This is a genomic window from bacterium (assembly GCA_037147175.1).
Taxonomy (GTDB): domain Bacteria; phylum Cyanobacteriota; class Vampirovibrionia; order Gastranaerophilales; family UBA9971; genus UBA9971.
Window position 1 is genome coordinate 12,013 of sequence record JBAWVS010000027.1, and the last position, 17,959, is coordinate 29,971.

21 protein-coding genes are annotated in these 17,959 nt (G+C 34.4%); 8 read left to right on the forward strand and 13 right to left on the reverse strand.

From position 1 onward, the window contains the following. Nucleotides 1–21 precede the first annotated feature (21 nt). The 6 genes from murG to WCG23_07770 all read right to left on the reverse strand — a co-directional run bounded on the left by murG (nucleotide 22) and on the right by WCG23_07770 (nucleotide 6,072). Nucleotides 22–1,149, reverse strand: a complete 1,128-nt coding sequence (murG, locus tag WCG23_07745) for an undecaprenyldiphospho-muramoylpentapeptide beta-N-acetylglucosaminyltransferase (protein MEI8389765.1) — start codon at nucleotides 1,147–1,149, stop codon at nucleotides 22–24. After that, nucleotides 1,133–2,341 carry a putative peptidoglycan glycosyltransferase FtsW gene (locus WCG23_07750; GenBank protein MEI8389766.1) on the reverse strand — a complete coding sequence of 403 codons (1,209 nt, stop codon included), beginning with the start codon at nucleotides 2,339–2,341 and terminating at the stop codon, nucleotides 1,133–1,135. Before WCG23_07750 ends, murG begins: the two co-directional genes overlap by 17 nt. Further along, complete coding sequence (murD, locus tag WCG23_07755) at nucleotides 2,313–3,677, reverse strand: UDP-N-acetylmuramoyl-L-alanine--D-glutamate ligase (protein ID MEI8389767.1); 1,365 nt, start codon at nucleotides 3,675–3,677, stop codon at nucleotides 2,313–2,315. Before murD ends, WCG23_07750 begins: the two co-directional genes overlap by 29 nt. Before the next feature lie 6 nt (nucleotides 3,678–3,683). Then, entirely contained in the window at nucleotides 3,684–4,607 is a 924-nt protein-coding gene (gene mraY, locus WCG23_07760; GenBank protein ID MEI8389768.1) for a phospho-N-acetylmuramoyl-pentapeptide-transferase, read from the reverse strand. A gap of 107 nt (nucleotides 4,608–4,714) precedes the next feature. Continuing rightward, the gene (gene murF / locus WCG23_07765; protein ID MEI8389769.1) at nucleotides 4,715–5,755 is read right to left on the reverse strand and encodes a UDP-N-acetylmuramoyl-tripeptide--D-alanyl-D-alanine ligase; all 1,041 of its coding nucleotides are present in this window, start codon (nucleotides 5,753–5,755) and stop codon (nucleotides 4,715–4,717) included. Further along, nucleotides 5,752–6,072, reverse strand: coding sequence for a Mur ligase domain-containing protein (locus WCG23_07770; protein ID MEI8389770.1), 321 nt, complete (start codon nucleotides 6,070–6,072; stop codon nucleotides 5,752–5,754). The genes murF and WCG23_07770 overlap by 4 nt, the downstream gene beginning before the upstream one ends. A gap of 383 nt (nucleotides 6,073–6,455) precedes the next feature. Between WCG23_07770 and WCG23_07775 the strand changes: the two genes are divergently transcribed. After that, nucleotides 6,456–7,202 (forward strand): response regulator transcription factor, encoded by a 747-nt coding sequence (locus tag WCG23_07775; GenBank protein ID MEI8389771.1) that lies wholly within the window; start codon nucleotides 6,456–6,458, stop codon nucleotides 7,200–7,202. A gap of 156 nt (nucleotides 7,203–7,358) precedes the next feature. On the opposite strand, the gene WCG23_07780 is transcribed toward WCG23_07775, so the two are convergent. After that, a complete protein-coding gene (locus WCG23_07780; protein MEI8389772.1) occupies nucleotides 7,359–7,670 on the reverse strand; it encodes a hypothetical protein in 312 nt (103 codons plus the stop codon). Nucleotides 7,671–7,948: 278 nt separating this feature from the next. Further along, nucleotides 7,949–8,239 carry a hypothetical protein gene (locus tag WCG23_07785; GenBank protein ID MEI8389773.1) on the reverse strand — a complete coding sequence of 97 codons (291 nt, stop codon included), beginning with the start codon at nucleotides 8,237–8,239 and terminating at the stop codon, nucleotides 7,949–7,951. A gap of 254 nt (nucleotides 8,240–8,493) precedes the next feature. Here WCG23_07785 and WCG23_07790 point away from each other — a divergent pair, with 254 nt between their 5' ends. Together WCG23_07790 and WCG23_07795 are read left to right on the forward strand one after the other, a co-directional pair. Beyond that, entirely contained in the window at nucleotides 8,494–9,246 is a 753-nt protein-coding gene (locus WCG23_07790) for a hypothetical protein (protein MEI8389774.1), read from the forward strand. A gap of 143 nt (nucleotides 9,247–9,389) precedes the next feature. Continuing rightward, nucleotides 9,390–9,569, forward strand: a complete 180-nt coding sequence (locus WCG23_07795; GenBank protein ID MEI8389775.1) for a hypothetical protein — start codon at nucleotides 9,390–9,392, stop codon at nucleotides 9,567–9,569. Here the strand turns inward: WCG23_07795 and ffh are convergent. The 5 genes from ffh to nusB form a co-directional block, all read right to left on the reverse strand. Next, entirely contained in the window at nucleotides 9,566–10,954 is a 1,389-nt protein-coding gene (gene ffh / locus WCG23_07800) for a signal recognition particle protein (GenBank protein ID MEI8389776.1), read from the reverse strand. The genes WCG23_07795 and ffh overlap by 4 nt on opposite strands. Further along, nucleotides 10,947–11,234, reverse strand: coding sequence for a GIY-YIG nuclease family protein (locus WCG23_07805; GenBank protein MEI8389777.1), 288 nt, complete (start codon nucleotides 11,232–11,234; stop codon nucleotides 10,947–10,949). Before WCG23_07805 ends, ffh begins: the two co-directional genes overlap by 8 nt. Before the next feature lie 220 nt (nucleotides 11,235–11,454). Beyond that, nucleotides 11,455–12,150 carry an HNH endonuclease gene (locus WCG23_07810; protein MEI8389778.1) on the reverse strand — a complete coding sequence of 232 codons (696 nt, stop codon included), beginning with the start codon at nucleotides 12,148–12,150 and terminating at the stop codon, nucleotides 11,455–11,457. 79 nt (nucleotides 12,151–12,229) lie between these two features. Further along, nucleotides 12,230–13,366 (reverse strand): signal recognition particle-docking protein FtsY, encoded by a 1,137-nt coding sequence (gene ftsY, locus WCG23_07815; protein MEI8389779.1) that lies wholly within the window; start codon nucleotides 13,364–13,366, stop codon nucleotides 12,230–12,232. A gap of 26 nt (nucleotides 13,367–13,392) precedes the next feature. Further along, nucleotides 13,393–14,070, reverse strand: a complete 678-nt coding sequence (gene nusB, locus WCG23_07820; protein MEI8389780.1) for a transcription antitermination factor NusB — start codon at nucleotides 14,068–14,070, stop codon at nucleotides 13,393–13,395. A 277-nt stretch (nucleotides 14,071–14,347) separates the two neighbouring features. Here nusB and WCG23_07825 point away from each other — a divergent pair, with 277 nt between their 5' ends. From WCG23_07825 to WCG23_07845, 5 genes are all read left to right on the forward strand, one after another. Then, on the forward strand, nucleotides 14,348–14,683 hold the full coding sequence (locus WCG23_07825; GenBank protein ID MEI8389781.1) for a hypothetical protein: 336 nt from the start codon (nucleotides 14,348–14,350) through the stop codon (nucleotides 14,681–14,683). A gap of 224 nt (nucleotides 14,684–14,907) precedes the next feature. Continuing rightward, on the forward strand, nucleotides 14,908–15,741 hold the full coding sequence (locus WCG23_07830; GenBank protein ID MEI8389782.1) for a FliA/WhiG family RNA polymerase sigma factor: 834 nt from the start codon (nucleotides 14,908–14,910) through the stop codon (nucleotides 15,739–15,741). Nucleotides 15,742–15,745: 4 nt separating this feature from the next. After that, a complete protein-coding gene (locus tag WCG23_07835) occupies nucleotides 15,746–16,300 on the forward strand; it encodes a hypothetical protein (protein MEI8389783.1) in 555 nt (184 codons plus the stop codon). Between the two features lie 8 nt (nucleotides 16,301–16,308). Then, the gene (locus WCG23_07840) at nucleotides 16,309–17,136 is read left to right on the forward strand and encodes a hypothetical protein (protein ID MEI8389784.1); all 828 of its coding nucleotides are present in this window, start codon (nucleotides 16,309–16,311) and stop codon (nucleotides 17,134–17,136) included. A gap of 85 nt (nucleotides 17,137–17,221) precedes the next feature. Next, entirely contained in the window at nucleotides 17,222–17,902 is a 681-nt protein-coding gene (locus WCG23_07845) for a hypothetical protein (GenBank protein ID MEI8389785.1), read from the forward strand. The last annotated feature ends 57 nt before the right edge of the window (nucleotides 17,903–17,959 follow it).

A 17,959-nucleotide genomic window follows, 5' to 3' on the forward strand; every position in this document is an offset into this window, starting at 1 on the left:
AACAGGGTAAAGATAAAGGTATTATTTAATAACAACATTTTTTAAGATTTTGATAATATCTTCTGTTGCCTTGGGTTTAGCCAAATTTTTATTGGTTTGTTTCATTTGTTCAAGCTTATCAGGATTACTAAAAATATCTAAAATCAATTCAATGAGTTTTTCGGGTTTGCAGTCGGCATCTTCGAGATAGAAAGAAGCCCCGGCGGCTTCCATGGCTTTTGCGTTGAATCTCTGGTGGTCAGCCGCCGCATAAGGATAAGGCACAAGTATGGATGGAAGCCCGCACAAATTCAGCTCGGAAATACTTAATGAACCTGCCCTTGATACAGACATATCCGCGGCATTAAGAGGGATTTCAATATTATTAAAGAACGGTTTAACTACATAACAAGGGTTATTGAGCAGTTCAGGAGTTTTTTGAGTTAATTCCCGAACATAATTATTGTAGTTTTTCGCTCCGGTCTGATGAATTATCTGAAATCCGCTGTTTATCAAAACAGGCGATGCTCCCATTATAGCGTTGTTTATTGTATTAGCACCCTGTGAACCTCCTGTGACAAGAATAGTTTTCTTATCAGGATCAAGATTAAGCTCTTTTAATGCTTCATTTTTGCTGACCTGAAGAAAATTTGCCCTAATCGGATTTCCGTTAAGCACTATATTATTTGATTTCAGATGATATTTTGCTTGCTCAAAAGATATAGAAACGACCGATGCCCACTTTGCCATGAATTTATTGACAATCCCGGGATAGGCATCCGGATCATGAATAACAAAAGGCACATTGAGCCATTTAGCAGCCAATAAAACAGCCCCGCTGACATATCCGCCTGTTCCTAAAACAACATCAGGCTTGAGTTTTGAGATATAAAAAGCAGATTGTATTGCCGCAAAGATAAGTTCAAAAAACCATTTTATTAATTTCAAACTTGTCTTTCTTGGCATTCCTGAAACGTTTATTGAATAAAAATCAATATTTTCGGCAAGAACAATGTCTTTTTCCATATTTTTTTTACAGCCGATATAAAAGATTTTTTCAATATCATTATCCTGTTTTAATTTTTGTACAACTGCGATTGCAGGGAAAATATGCCCGCCTGTTCCGCCTCCGGTTATTAAGATTTTAATTTTGCTACCTGATTCGGACATAATTTTCCTCATTAGGCAGGATTTTTTTGATTCTTTTCTTAGAAATATTCAGCAAAATCCCTAACATTCCGAGGGTAACAACCGTTGAAGTTCCGCCATGACTAATTAAAGGCAGGGTTACACCTGTTACAGGGAAGACACCCGTTGCAACCGCAATATTAATAAATGCCTGAACTGCAAGAGAAAAAGTGATTCCGAACGCTAAAAGCTTTCCGAAGTGGTTTGTGCATTTGTTCGCAATAAAAAATCCCCTGTAAATAAACGCCAGAAAGAGTCCGATAAGCAATATTGCCCCTACGAACCCGAATTCTTCGCAAATTACCGCAAAAATAAAATCCGTATAACAAAATGGAAGCCAGAAAAGCTTTTGTCGGGACATTCCATAACCTACCCCGAAAAATCCGCCCGATCCGATTGCGTATAAAGACTGAATGATATTATAGCCGATACCCTGCGGATCAGACCATGGATCAAGCCAACCTGTTATCCTTTTCATCTGGTAGCCGTGCATAAGGTTTTCTATGCCAAAGACAAGCAGCAAAGAAACTGCACTAAGCCCGACTCCGCTTATAAGCCTGAATGATGCGCCCCCTACAAGAAGCAGTGAAACTGTTATTAATGTCAAAATCACAGCTATGCTTAAATTAGGCTGCTTTAAAACTATTACTATCAAGACACCGACTATTAACAGGTGTTCCATCATTTTTCTGCTGAACAAATTTTTGCTGTTTGTTATTGCTGAAGAAACCAGCAAAATAGTTGCTATTTTGGCAAATTCTGACGGCTGAACCGGTAGACCCATAAGCCATCTTGATGAACCATAATCAGTTCGTCCGATGCCGGGAATTAATGTCGCTAGCGTCAAAAGCGTTACTACAATAGCGATTGGCATTGTCCATGGCCGCCATATTTTATAATTTATTTTAGAAGTTATTACAAGTAAAATAAGTCCTACTGTAACTGCTGCAATGTGTTTTATCGGAAAATAAGCAGGATTATGATAAATTTCCGCCCCTTCCGGAGCGCCTGCACTGAAAATTGCCATTATCCCGAAAATTATTAGCGAAAGTATAATGATAATCAGCATAGTATCAGGAGGACCGACCACTTCTGCGTTTTCATTAATTTTAGTTTCACCTATTTGCGTTTTTAAATTTTTTATTCTAGCGTTGCGTTTTTTTACTACGGACATAACTTTTAAATATTTGTCCCCTTTCTTCAAAGTTTTTGAACATATCAAAGCTTGCACATGCCGGTGAAAGCAGGACTGACCCGAGATTAAGTTTTCCTGCTGAATCTATAGCTTCTTCAAATGTTCTTTTTTTATAAATATTATTGAATCCTGACTTAATTAATGCTTCTTCAAATCTGTCAGAAGCTTCTCCTATTAAAATAACAGCATTTGCATGTTTATTGACTTCATCGCAAAATTCTGTTAAATCTGTTCCTTTGTCCCTGCCTCCTGCAATAAGAACTACTTTTTTATTCTCAAAAGCCCTTAAAGCACATATTGTAGAATCACAATTCGTTGCTTTAGAGTCGTTATAGTATTCAATGCCGTCTATTGTCTCTACATATTCAATCCTGTGCTCGGGTGGAGAAAAGTTTTTGATTGTTGATTTGATTATTTCGGCATCTACTCCCGCAATATGTGCTACAGCTATTGCAGACATTATATTTTCAAGGTTATGTTTTCCCTTTAACGGTATTTCGTCTAAATTTATGACTTCAATAATTTTTTTATTTTTGTCTTTAATAAGAATTTTATTTTCTTTCACAAAAACGCATTTGTCTTCTGCTTCCCTGCCGAAAAAATAGACGTTTGAATCCATTTCGAGCTTTAAATACGCAATTTTAAAATCACAGGCGTTCAAAACAGACCATGTTGGCTGCCTTCTTACGAACAAATCAGCTTTTGCATTAAAATATTCTTTTTCATTGCCATGCCAGTCAATATGGTCAGGGGTGTAATTGATAAAAACAGCTATCTGCGGCTTAAACGTTGGGTTTGTCGCTATTTGGTATGAGCTGACTTCTGCTACAAAATAATCAATACCGTCTTCTTCCAGCAGCGAAGTTGGAGGCAGACCGATATTTCCGCATGCCGGAGCTTTAAGACCGCTGTTTGTAAGCATTTCCGATAAAAGTTTTGTGGTTGTAGTTTTTCCGTTTGTGCCTGTAATTGCTATAAACGGGACATTTGTTTCTTTATAAGCAAGGTCAATCTCCCCGAATGTCTCGATTTTATGTTTTTTTATAAGCTTATAAACCTCTGAGTGCGGAGGAATACCGGGGCTTGTGATTATTACATCGGAATTTAAAATAGTTTCTTCGTTGTTGCCGCCAGTTTCTACTTTTATCCCGAGCTTTTCAAGTTCGTTGATTTTATCGTTATCATCTGATGAGGCTAATCTTTTTTCGCTGATTGTGCAATTTGCCCCCTGCGAAGCAAGATATTTGGCGGCAGCAATCCCGCTTAAAGAAAGCCCGAGAACCGTTACATCAACATTAAACCATTTTCTTTTCATAATTCATTATCCATTGAATATTTTGAATAAAATTATACCTGTAACCGCGCTGACAAAGCCTATTGCCCAAAAAGCATAAACAACTTTTTTTTCTGACCATCCGCTTAACTCAAAATGATGATGGAGCGGACTCATTTTAAAGACTCTTTTTCCTGTTGTTTTAAAGCTTATAACCTGAATGATTACAGATAAAGTCTCTGCTATAAAGATTATACCGATAATTAAAAGCCACAGTTCAAACCTGCCTATAATAGCTAATGTTCCCAAAAGCCCGCCAAGAGCCATACTGCCTGTATCACCCATAAACATTTTTGCAGGATTTAAGTTGTAATACAAAAATCCCAGACAACTGCCGGATACTGCCATACAAATAATAGCAATGTCGTTCCTGCCCAGTAGCAAAGATATAAACGTGCAAGCAATTAATGCAAAGAACATCGTCCCTGAAGCAAGCCCGTCAAGCCCGTCAGTAAGGTTTACTGCATTAGAAGCACCGATTATTACTAAAATAGCCCATATCGGGTAAAAATATCCGAGGTCAATTTTAGTCAGCCCGAATATCGAAACAGAAGTATTTCCGTGTAATGCGATGTATAAAGCAGGGATAAGAGCTATTGCCGTTTGTAAAATCAGCTTTCCTCTTGCACTTAAGCCTTTATTTTGTTTTTTGGTGATTTTTTCGTAATCATCATTAAACCCTAACAACATATACAAAAAGAATGGAATCAAGATAATAACACAGTCTATATTGAAGATTCTGTTCATCACAAGTGTAACTATAGAGGCTATAATTGATGGAATAACTATTATTATTCCGCCTGTTGTGGGTGTTCCTGATTTTTTAGCATGCGAAGCAGGTCCATCTTCTCTGATGAATTGCCCGTAAAGTTTTTTTCTGAGGAAATCAAGATATGGTATGCCTGCTAACATAGTAAGCAATAATGCAGTTAAACCGGCGACATATATTAACACTTTATATTTTTCCTATTTTCTCTCACAACAAAATCATATAACAGAAATCAACATATTTAAATTTATTACGCTTTAGTTTTTACTTTTTGCAACTCTTCTGCTATTTCTTCGAACTTCATACTTCTTGAAGCTTTTAAGAGAATTAAACTCTTTTCTGTCCGAATATTTTTGAGATAAACTGATGCTTCTTTATTATTCATAAAAGTTTTTAGCGTAATATTTTTATTTTTTACGGAATCAGCAATAATTTTAGCTTTTTCTCCCACAGTAACAAGCTGAAAAAAGCTTTTTTGTGACAAAAACTCTCCTATTTCCTGGTGTAATTGATTTTCATACTCTCCAAGTTCTCCCATATCACCCAAAACCAGAGTAATTTCAAAATCAGGATAAGTGGAAATAACCGAAGTTATGGAAGCTTTCATTGAATCAGGGTTTGCATTGTAGTAGTCAGCTATAATTTTTAAATTTTTATCCGTATTTATAACCCGCCCTCTTTCGCCGACAGGTAAATATTTTAAGAGTCCATGCCGAATTTTTTCTGCATCCAGTCCTGCCAGCTTTCCGATTTCTATTGCCGCAATTGAATTTATGACGTTAAATTCGCCATTTACGGGAAGTTCATACTCGTTTTCTTCATAAAGAAATTTAATGGAATTTTCAGTTATTTCAAGTATTTGATAATTTTTTCCGTAAAAAATCTGCCTGCCTTTTTGGCCGCAGAAATTTTTAATCAAGTTATCATCAAACGCAACAAGTGTTCCGTCAGGTCTCAAGTATTTTACTATTTCGCATTTGGCTTTTGCTATGTTTTCAAGGCTTCCAAGCCTGCCTATATGAGCTGTTCCTACATTTGTAATTATTGCAAAATCAGGTTCAGCATACTTTGATAAAAGTTCGATTTCTCCAAGTCCTCGCATGCCCATTTCTACTACAAGAAATTCTGTATCTTCCGGCATGGACATTAAAGTTTGACACAAACCGATTTCGTTATTGTGGTTCAGAATAGATTTATGCGTCCTGAAATTTTCAGCAAGCACCGAAAACATCATTTCTTTCGTTGTAGTTTTTCCTGAACTGCCTGTTATTGCTATAACTTTAGGATCTATTTTTTTTTTACAAAATTAGAAAGTTTCAAATACGCTTCTTTTGTATCATCAACTAATATTATTAATTTTGTAGGGTTATAATAGTTTTGAGCCTTATTATAGTGGTCTTTATTGATAAAATAGCCAATACAACCCTGTTTTAAAGCTTCATTGATATAATCATGCCCGTCAAAATTTTCTCCCGACAAAGGTAAAAATATTTCATCTTCTTTAATTTTTCTGGAGTCCGTACAAATACCGATTTTTCCAAAATTACACTTATTAAAAATAATTTCGCCGTCTGTTGCTTCAATAATTTCTTCAATAGTTAATTTCAATATTGACCCCCCTTCTAAAAGGATACATAGATTAATAAATAATTTTAACAGTTTAAATAAATTATCTTTTAACCTTTTATCTTTAATACAGCATATTCATTATAGAATAATTCATAGTATTTTTTCAAAAAATTTATTTTTAATATTGTATAAAATTTTGTATAATAAACGAAAAGAAAAAATTGTTCTTGATTTTTAGTTTTACTAAATGTAAATTGTTAATAACATTACGTAATTTTATGATACAATACTTATTAAATTTTAATATTTATTAATTATAAGAGTCGAGAGTTTAAATTATAGTTTGATAATTTCAAATTTGGGTTAAGAAAAGCAATAAGTGTAACGTAATCTTAGAATAACTTCTTAAAGGGCAAAGCAGAATGACACAAAATAACGAAACACCAAACGAGATTCAGGATCGTGAACGAATCCTGGTAGTTGATGATGAAGCAAGTATCAGAAGAATACTTGAAACCAGACTTAAAATGGTAGGTTATGAAGTATTTACAGCTGCAGACGGGGAAGAAGCAATTGAATCTTATCAAAAAAATAACCCTGATCTGGTAATACTGGACGTTATGATGCCCAAGATGGATGGATACGGAGTTACAAGAGAAATCAGAAAAACCTCAGAAACTCCTATTATTATTCTCACGGCATTGGGAGATGTATCAGAACGTATTACAGGACTTGAACTTGGTGCTGATGATTATGTCATCAAACCGTTTAGTCCAAAAGAGCTTGAAGCACGTGTTAAAGCAGTTCTTAGAAGAGTCAATCATCGTGAAGACTTGCCCGGCGGCAAAATCACCAAAAATGTTATTACTACCGGAAATATTAGAATTGACACAAGCAGACGTCAGGTTTACCGCAAAAATGAACGCATCAGACTCACGGGAATGGAATTCAGTTTGCTTGAACTGTTAGTCGGCAATTCCGGTCAACCATTCTCAAGAAACGAAATTCTTCAGTACGTATGGTCATATCCGGCTGATCACAGAATTGATACAAGAGTTGTAGATGTTCATATCAGCAGGCTCAGATCAAAACTGGAAGTTGACCCGGCTAATCCCGAACTTATTCTTACGGCTCGCGGAATCGGTTACATGTTTCAGAGAATCAGCTAAGAATTTATAGATTATAAAAAGCCTTCTAATTAAGTTAGAAGGCTTTTTTGTTTGTATTATTTTAATAAAAATCAAGATATATAAGTTTTAAAGGCTCGTTTATGGACTGCGGTTAAATCATAAACGGCTTGTTTGACAAAGCGGTTCTGATTTTAATTATGCATTATACTTAAACTGTTTTGTAATGTTGTCATCTACTGTTTTCTTTACAGAATCATATTCCGTAGTAACCATTTTTTGTTGTGTTTCAAGTTGTTGCATTTTAGATTCAAGTTGTTTGTCCAATGCGTGTAATTGTTCTGACTGTCCTGATGTTTGATCAGTACCTGTTTGAGAATTTTGTGTTTGTTGTGAAGCTTGCAGAGCAAGAACGCTTCTTTGTTGCGTAATTCCTTGCATTTGAAATTCCAAATCACTTTGACGAGCCGTGATCATACTTAAACGTGCTTGACTTGCAGCAATACCCATAGTTAATCTCCTTTGATCAATTTAAAAAGCTATTTTCATATTTTGTGTATGTTTTGTGCATCTTGCATTTATCTTGTGTGTTTCTTATATATATAAAAAAGAAATACTTTCAAAAATTGCTAAATTTACCCAAATTGACTTAATATCTTGTTACAATCAAATCAATAAATCTAAAAACGCACGCAGCGGCTGACTATCAGTACTTAACCCGAAACAATAAAAGACACCTGACTTTTAAAAATCAGGTGTCTTTATACTTATTTAAAATAAAACTATGATTAAGCGTTATATTTAAATGATCTTGCGATATTATCATCAAGAGTTTTCTTTACGGAATCATATTCTGTACTGACCATTTTTTGCTGTGTTTGCAAAGTCTGCATTTGAGCTTCAAGATCTTTATCAGTTGAATGATATTGATCTGCCAATTCAGGAGCAGATTGAGCTGCTTGTTGAGCCTGATAAGCAAGAACTGTTCTTTTTTGAGAAACTGTCTGCATAGCAAATTCTAAATCGCTTTGATATCCTGTGATCATACTTAAACGTGCTTGACTTGCGGCAATACCCATCGTAAATCCTCCTCATTTATCTCTATAAGACCCCATCGCTAATTTTTAGTTTTTAAATCTTGTAATACTCCTCTTGTTTATATAAACAAATATAAAATTATCTAAATTCAAAACAATTAGAAAAATTTACATTTGTTAATAATTTGCTAAAAAAAGGTAAAGTCATTAAAATAATAAAGAAGTGGAGTTAGATTTTTAAACACTAAAAGCACCACTTGTACAAGTTTTATAATTAAAAATTTTGGGAGCAGAATATGAAAAAATTTAAAAAATTATTAGCCTTATCTCTGGGCTTGTCGGTGATTTTTGGGAACATTAGCATTGCGCAGGTTATACCTTCTTCTGAACCGGCTGTTGTTAATTTTGCATCGGGCAATTTATCAAATCTTATGCAGGCGGATATTAAGTCTGAAAGAGTTCCTGCCGGCACAACTCTTAAATTGAGAATGGAAACTCCTGTAAATTCCTACAATACAACATTAGGCGACAATTTTAGAGCGACTCTGGTTCAGGATATCAGCATCGGCACAAAAGTAATTATACCCGCAGGAACGATAGTAAGAGGCAGGTCAGGAGAAGTTAAAAGAAACTCTTACCTGAGCAGGAGCGGAAAATTAAATCTGGCTTTTGATCACATCGTTACATCTATGGGCAAACAAATTCCTTTGAACGTAAAAATCAGCAACGCTAAATATTTAGGTGCTGACGGAGTTCTTTCAGCAGGGGGCGGTTACGTAAACGCTGTCAGTAAAAACATAGAGCAGGGTAACAACTTTTTAATCAGTGCAACACAATACGGATTTGAAAAAGGAAAATCATTATATAACGGCTATCCCGTAATTTTGACTGCTCCAATAGGTTTTGTTGTTGGTGTTACAGGCGGTGCAGGAATTTTTACCGTTAAATCCACTGTAGCATTATTTAAAAAAGGAGATAACGTCAAAATCAATCCCGGTGACGTAATTGAAGTTATCTTAAAAGATCCTTTAGACATACCTCTTAATTAATACAATTAAATACAACAAGCAAAAGATGCAGTGAAAGCTGCATCTTTTTGTTTAGTAACTTTTTAACACACTTGCACTAAACAAAAAATACTGTAAAATTAAACATGATAGGGATTTTTAAAAAAAATACGGGATATGTGCCAATGCTTATTGAGTTTACAACTACAATAGATGATTATGATTTTCCTAATATTCCTGAAAAGATTTTTACAGCACTAAAAGACAACATGGTTTGCACTTTGTTATTTAAGAAAGTACAAACCTTAAAAGTCACAAAATCTAAAGATATTATAGAAAATCAGACTTACTGGAGCTTGATTTAAAAGCCCCTGAATTTTCCGCCGTTATTTTGCATGTTTTTCATCATGGCTTGAGGGTTTTTCATACCAAAAGGCATTTTTCCGGTTTTTGTAATATCTGCCATTTTTTTCATCATTACTTTCATTTTTTCAAATTCTTTTAAAAACCTGTTCAGGTCTTGAACTTGAACGCCGCTGCCTGTTGCGATTCTTCTTCTTCTGTTAGCGTTAAGTATTTCGGGTTTTTGTCTTTCTTTTACGGTCATACTGCTGACCATCGCTTCAATTTTTTTAAGCTGACCTTCTCCTGCATGGGCAATTTGTTCCCTGTCGTTTTTGGAAATTCCCGGAATGGGTAGCATCCCTAGAATCTGGTCAATCGAACCTAAAGCCTTCATTTGTTTTTGCATTTTCATGAAATCTTCAAGAGAAAAATCTTTTGTCCGCATTTTTTTCTCAAGTTCTTTTGCTTGAGAAATATCAAAATTTTCCTGCGCTTTTTCAACGAGGCTAAGAATATCGCCCATTCCGAGTATTCTTTGAGCCATCCTGTCGGGATAAAAAGGTTCAAGTGCATCCAGTTTTTCACCCATGCCGGCAAATTTTATAGGTTTTCCTGTCGCATGAACAACGCTTAAAGCTGCGCCGCCCCTGGCATCACCGTCAAGTTTTGTCAAAACAAGTCCTGTAACATCAAGCTGCTCGTTAAAAGTCTGCGCAACGTTTACGGCTTCCTGACCCATCATTGAGTCAATCACAAGAAGCTTTTCCGCAGGTTCAAGAAGCCTGTCTACAATTACCAACTCTGCCATAAGGCTTGTGTCAATCTGCAATCGCCCTGCTGTATCGACAATTACCGTATTGTATCCGTTTTCTTTTGCGTGTTCTATCGCAGAAGTCGCTATTTGCCTGACGTCAGTACTTCCTTCTATTGTAAATACAGGAATATTTACTTGTTTTCCCAGAGATTGAAGTTGTTTAATAGCCGCCGGTCTATAGACATCAGCCGCAACCATTAAAGGGTTTCTGCCGTTTTTTCTGAGTCTTAAGCCGAGTTTGGCGGCTGTAGTTGTTTTACCTGAACCTTGAAGACCAAAAAGCATAATAATATTAGGTTTGCCATCTGTGGAAAGAGGTTTGTTTTCTCCGCCCAAAAGGTCTTTGAGTTCGTCATAAACGACTTTAACGAGCTGTTGTCCCGGTGTTACACTTTTTAAAACTTCCTGACCTTCGGCTTTGTCTTTTATATTGGAAATAAAAGATTTAACGGCCTTCAAGCTTACATCAGCTTCAAGCAGCGCTCTTCGGACTTCTCTAAGAGCATCTGCGATATTTTCTTCTGTTAATTGACTTTGACCCGAGGTTGTTTTTATTATTTCCTGCAAGCGGTCTGATAAACTTTCAAACATTTATTAAATCCTTCCATTCAGGATTAAAATTATTAACTAAATTATTCTTAAATTTTCGTGTTTTACCTTTTAAATATTTTTCTTTTTCTATAGCTAAATTTATATCATCAAATATTTCATAATATACAAGTTTTTTCAAATTATATCTTTTAGAAAATCCTTCGAAGAGTTTGTTTTTGTGCTCGTAAACTCTTCTTTCCAAATCACTTGTTACTCCTATATAAAGAGTCGTTTCTTCAAAGTTTACCATAAAGTATACATAATATTGTTTTTGCTTCATTCAATATTACCTGTTTTTTATTATTCTCTTGTGTGTTTTACTCTCTAGAGTTTTCTTTAATCTATTATGTTTTTTTATAATCCTGAGTCTCTTTTACCATCCTGAGCGCGTTTTGTCATCCTGAGCGAAGCGAAGGATCTGTCCATTCTGGTATATATGCTTTTAAATGTTATCTAGAGAGATTCTTCTGACAAAAGCCTTCAAAATGACTACTACAATTTCAAGTTAAATTACTTTTTCCAATATTACAAACAGAACATAATGTTTGCAAATTTTCTATAACTGTTTCTCCTCCTCTAGACCAAGGAATTATATGGTCAATATGTAATTCCACTCCTGAATAATTAGCCGGCGCTTTGCCGCACATTAAGCATTTAAAATCATCTCTTCGCATAACTAAAAATCGTAATCGCCAATTGGGGTCTCTTTTTGTTTTATGTTGATGAATAATTTCATTATTTATAGAAATTAATTTATTTTCATTTAAATCCTGTGATTCAATATAGTTAATGTTAATTCCAGCACTAATATATTCTATAAATTTTTCAAGAGCTAAATTCCAACTTCCAAAACTTCGTATATAAGCTGATTCGGAATATTTTGATAAAGGTTTACGCATTTCTCTACGCCGCGGTTGTCTGCCAATCTTTATCCAAAGATTATACATATTTAGAAAAAGTTCTTCTTCCTTTATGTTCATTTCTAATGTTAAATCAAGGTTTGCAGCGTTTAGAGCCTTATTCCAACTTCCAAATCTTCTTGTTAATGTTTTACTATCATATTTCCCTTTGCCTATTTCATTATATTCATTTATTGATAAGGTATTTTTATTTAAAATGCCTGCGATTTTTTTTAAATCTTCAATAAGTTCTTCATTTGTAATATTTTTATTAAATTTTTCAAATTTAAAATCCATTATTTGTTCCTTTGAATATCTCCACCATTAGACAGATCCTTCGCTTTGCTCAGGATGACAATTAAACGAATTTATGAATTTAAAACAATGCCTCGATGAAGTCATCGGCGCTGAAATCTCTTAAATCTTCCATTTTTTCGCCAACTCCTATGAGTTTGACAGGCAAATTCAATTCTTTTGCAATTCCTAAAATAACTCCGCCTTTTGCTGTGCCGTCAAGTTTTGTAAGTCCTACAGAGGTTATATCAACAGCTTCCTTAAAAACTTCCGCCTGTTTAAGCCCGTTTTGTCCTGTTGTCGCATCTAAAACAAGAATTGACTCAACGAGAGATTCTGCGGCTTCTTTGTCGATAACTTTTTTGATTTTTCTCAGCTCTTCCATAAGATTGAATTTGTTATGGAGTCTTCCTGCGGTATCTATCAACAAAATATCATAATTTTCGCTTCGGGCTTTCTTGATAGAGTCGAACACAACAGAAGCCGGATCGGCTCCATCCTGTCTGACTATATCAGCGCCTGCCCTGTCTGCCCAAATTTCCAGCTGGTCTTCGGCAGCAGCCCTAAAAGTATCCCCTGCGGCTACCAGAACTTTTTTTCCCTGAAGTTTGAATCTATAAGCAAGTTTGCCGATTAATGTTGTTTTCCCTGCACCGTTTACACCCGTAATCAGGAAGGTATTGAGCTGTCCTGATTTAAAAATCAAATTATTCGAGCCGGGGGCTTTTATTATGTCCTTAAATTCGTTTTTTAAATATTCGCCTAATTTGTCGGGCTTAATTTTATTTTTGTTTTCTCTGAGTCTTTCGATTATATAAACCGTTGTATCGACTCCAACATCTGCGCGTATAAGCTTTTCTTCCATTTGATCAAGCAAATCATCGTCAATTTCTTCTTTTCCCGCACCAAGCGAAAGAATATTCGTATTAAAAAATTCACTTGTTTTTGAAACAGCCTCTTTTAATCCCGCAAAAGAAATTCCGAAAAGTCCTCTGGATACTTCTTCAGTTTCAGTCTGAAAAACCTGTTCTGCTTCAACATCCTGGACAGGTGTTTGCGTAAAATTTAAATTGTCTTCCTGAGGTGCTACTTCTTCGTCATTTTTTTCAACAAATACAACTTCTTCAGGCTGAATTTCTTCTTCAAAATCAACCTGCGTTTGCTCTTGAAGATTTTCATTTTCTTCTTTTTTTACAAATTTTTTGAATATATTAAACATTTAGTTTCCTCATTAAACAGAAGAACTCAGGAAGGCCGTCTGCCTAATTTTTTCTTAAATTCATAGACCTGTCTTAAAATACCGTTAATAAAACTTGAACTTTCATCTGTACCGTATTTTTTCGCAAGCTCGACAGCCTCATCTATAGAAACACTTGCAGGAATATCATCAAAATACAAAAGCTCTGTTATTGAAATTCTGAGGATATCTCTGTCAATTTTTAAAAGCCTGTCAACATCCCAACCTTTTGAATGCTCTTTTATCTGGTCATCTACACTTTCTTTATTTTCAATAAATGTTTTAGCAAGTTTAACAGAATATTTTTTAACATCTTCTCTTTCGGACATAGCAGCCACCTGAACTATGTCCATAGCAAAATATATTTTTTCTGCCGCATCTAAAAGCATGTCAATTCTTCCAATCATATCAGAAGTCATGGGGATTGATACAGGAATTATTGACGCATCCATAGGTCTTTCCAGATTATCAGCATGGTCAATTTCATAAGTTTGTACAAACTCACGGATAACACCAAGTTCTCTAACCGAAGACTGTAAATTATGTTCGGCTTCTTTTGTCAAAGATTCTACTGATTTTTCTATGATTTCGACTATGTCTTTATTTTCCCATTTAGTAATATTTTTACTTAATTGAGAAAAAGTTAATAGGGCTAATTCTCTTGCTGCCGTTCTTCTTGTATCCACTTGTAGCTACCTTTTATTATTCTAAAAAATTAACATACTTTATATTTAATAAATTCAAAAAAATGATATAATAATTTGTAAGAAAAAATATAAATATTTTAATCAATTCATCTCTGTACATCTTTAATTAATACATAAAGATATTAATTTTTAAAGAGAATAAACTAACAATAACTTAGACTTAAAGCGTTTCAATAAGTTTCGATCAATCCATTTAAATGCCGGCATAAATATTTACAATGTTTATTGGTTAATTTTAGAAAAGGAGGACGGAAGCTTGACAACTGCAGAAATAGAGATTGAAAATCTTCGCAACAAATATCAGGAACACGCTGTAATCAAGCCATTAATTAATTACTGCGATCAAAACAAAATCGGTTTCGAATTTTTGAAAGAAATAGTCCCTGCACCGAACGGAATTAAAAGCTTTAACAAAACAAGCACGTATTACATGAAAATCGGTCAAAACCTGCTTAAACAAAAAGAAAACCAGTGCAGATGGGACGATTTATTTAAGCTTATAACATGCGCCTATGATTATCTTAAAATTGACCAGCCTCTTAAATTATTAAACGCATCAAAAAATCTTAAAAAAACCCATTTTAGCCATTAGTTTGATATTTGATAATTAATTAAATAGTTAAAGAAAGAAGCGGACAGCATTGTTCTATCCGCTTCTTTCTTTACGCTGTCTTCTTTAATATGCAGTCAAATACGGTATTTGAATGATGCTTTATATTCATACCTGAATACAATTAAGTAAGGGTTTTAATTAAAAATAAAATAATAAATTTTGGGAAGATTAAGTAAATATCGGGTTAGGGAAGAACAAGTTAAATGGAAAATACATCGGGTTTTAATTTCGGCATAGATAAAAACAAGACCAAGAAGCTCTCTGATGCTGATATAGACAAAGTATGGGCGCAGTTTGTTCTGGATAAAACAAGTAAAGAAATCAGGGATAAATTAATAATTCAGTATATTTATTTGATTAAATATGTGGTCGGACGCTTAAGAATAAGCTTGCCGAACACTATTTCAACAGAAGACATCGCAGGATATGGAGTGGAAGGACTTATTGACGCAATAGAAAAATTCTGTCCGACAAGAGGCGTTAGATTCGAAACTTATGCCCTTTTGCGAATCAGAGGAGCAATAATCGACAGAATTAGAAGTCTTGACTGGGTTCCACGCGGTGCGCAGAAAAGATTTAAGAGTATCAACAAAGCAATTGCTTCTTTGCAGGGCAAACTCGGAAGACAGCCAAGCACAGACGAAATCGCCAGAGAACTCGAACTTCCTAAAGAAAAAGTAGAAGCTTCTATGGCGGAAATGGAAAGCAATAATATGATTTCAATTTATGAAAGAAAAGATTCATCAGGCGAAGGCGTTGAGATTATAGACACAATTCAGGATAAAAACGCCAGTGACCCTTTAGCAATGATGGAAAACAGAGATGTAAAAAATGAACTCTCAAGAGCGCTGGGTAATCTTCCTGAAAGAGAAAGAATGATACTTGCTCTGTATTATCATGAAAATATGACACTGAAAGAAATAGGTGCAACTCTGACAATTTCAGAATCAAGAGTCTGCCAGCTCCATGCTCAAGCTATTATGAAGCTGAGAAAATTATTAAGTTCACGTGATACTAATTTAAGAAGTAAAGTTTAAATTTATGGCAGCAGAAAATGTAAAACTGGCTTATGCAGTAGCATACTCTTCCAGCTCAAAAGGTTATCTGGGAGCGATTTTAATTACGGATTACAAAGGTTTTCCTCTGGAATTCAGATATACTGACCCGATAGTTCCGACAAAAATCCAACAGGTTCTCTACGGAGAAGGGTTAGAAAAATACTTAAAAATTGATGTTATTACAGACAGCCTGATAAAAGCACTTTCTCAGGATATATCCGCTTTATTTATCGAAGATGAAGACATTCTTACATATAAAAACGCCAAAATCCCCATTGTCAGAATCTCTTCAACAAAAGCTTCTCCTTTATCAACAGTCGGGGATTTTCAAAAAATCAAGAAAAACGAAGTTCTGCTTCAGACTTCTCATGCAAAATGTCCCGTCAGATTGCTTTTTGCCGAAAATTTCGAATGTGAAAGTGCAGTATTTGACTCTATTGTTAATATGCTTGTAGAAGCAGGACATTTTATGGACGTTGACGAACCGATTGCGCGGGTTCAAAAAACTTTAGAACTCATCTGCAATCAAGAAATTTAAAAGCAGAAATGAACTCATTTTTTAATAAAACTTCTTCTGAAAATAAAAAGTCTAAGACTAAAAAAATTTTTTACAGTCGGGCTTATTTTAATATTTTGTCAAAATTTAACGGGTTTAATCCTCAAATTAAGTCAAAAGATTTCAAAGATTTTTACACTAAAATACGTTTTAACGCTTTAGAAATCAAAGAGCCTGAACTGCGGGAAATTAATCCCACTTACGCTTTGATCAGGAATTTGAAAATTCATCCTGAAATAAGGTTAAAAGAACTTCCAAAGTTTGAAAATTTTGTTAAATGGAAAAATTTAAATTTAAACTTGATAACTATTTTAAGAGATTATCCGCTTAAATTTATTTCAAATCTTAAACAATTTTCAAGAGAAAACATTTTGATAAAAATTTCTAATAAAATCAATGCTTTTGACGAAAAACAAATTAATATCACAAAAAAAATTAAGATTACCGAGGAACTTATTCAAATAGCTCCTTATTCAAAAACATTGCAAAAACAAAAACTTTTCAAACTGCCTATAGCAAGAAGCCCTCTTTATAAATCATACTTTCCCGAAAGTGAAATGAAAAAATTCAGGGAAGAGCTTGCGACACAAAATCAAACACGCTGGTCAAATGTCGAAATATGGGAAATTTACGATAAATTTAATATGAAATTATTTTCTGACATAAGACAAACTTCCGGCTCAAAAAATTTGTTATGCTACCCTAATTTTTCTAATGCTGATATAAAAATTGAAGATGATTTTTATTATCTTATAGTCGGCAAAAAAAGAGATACAGGGGAGATTATTAAAGCATTATCCAGACCGGTTATAGCATAGGGCGATTTTAAAAAACAACATATATGCGATAATTAATGACAAATAAAAGTTCTTCCTTCAAGGGGTGAGGGGGTAGATAAAAATAATGAAAACAAAATATTTGTTTATTTTCTTATGCATATTCTTATTATTTTTAGTTAATCAAAATACAGCAAAATCCTCTATATTAAGAGATTTTTCACCTGCGATAATACCTGTTCAGAACAAAACTGATATTTCTGAAGATTATCCTACTGTTGATAAAATAGAATTGAGGGTTTTAGGCAGCAGCTATCCTAAAGAAGACATTTATAACAGGCTTGGTCGTCTTGAGAGCAAGCTTTTCGGCACTGTTTCAAAAAAAAGTTTGAGCGACAGGGTTGATGATTTGAGCAAAGCAACGATAGAATCAAATAATAATTCTGTCGAAGAAGAAGATAATTCCGCTTCATCATCAAAGAGTTCTTCTGAAAACGATTCTTCGTCTTCGAGTGAAGAATCATTAAACAACCTGCTTAACCAGATGGAAAAAAAGCTTTTGAATCAGGTTTATCCGAACGATACAACAGAAACAAGAGTTGCAAGACTTGAACAATACCTTTTTAAAAATTCTTCAAATAATTACGCAATGGATGAAAGGATAGAAAGGCTTGCAACTGTTATAAAAGCCCGTCCTTCCAATGAAATTTACAAAGATGCAAACTTGCTGAAAAACAGTCAACTTGCAAGTACAGGCTTGAGTCTTGCTACAATAATTCTTATGATAGTAGCCGGTTTGCTTTTATAACTCTATAGTGCTCTGAAAAAGTAATTAAGAAATGAAATATTTTTTGCGAAAGCACTA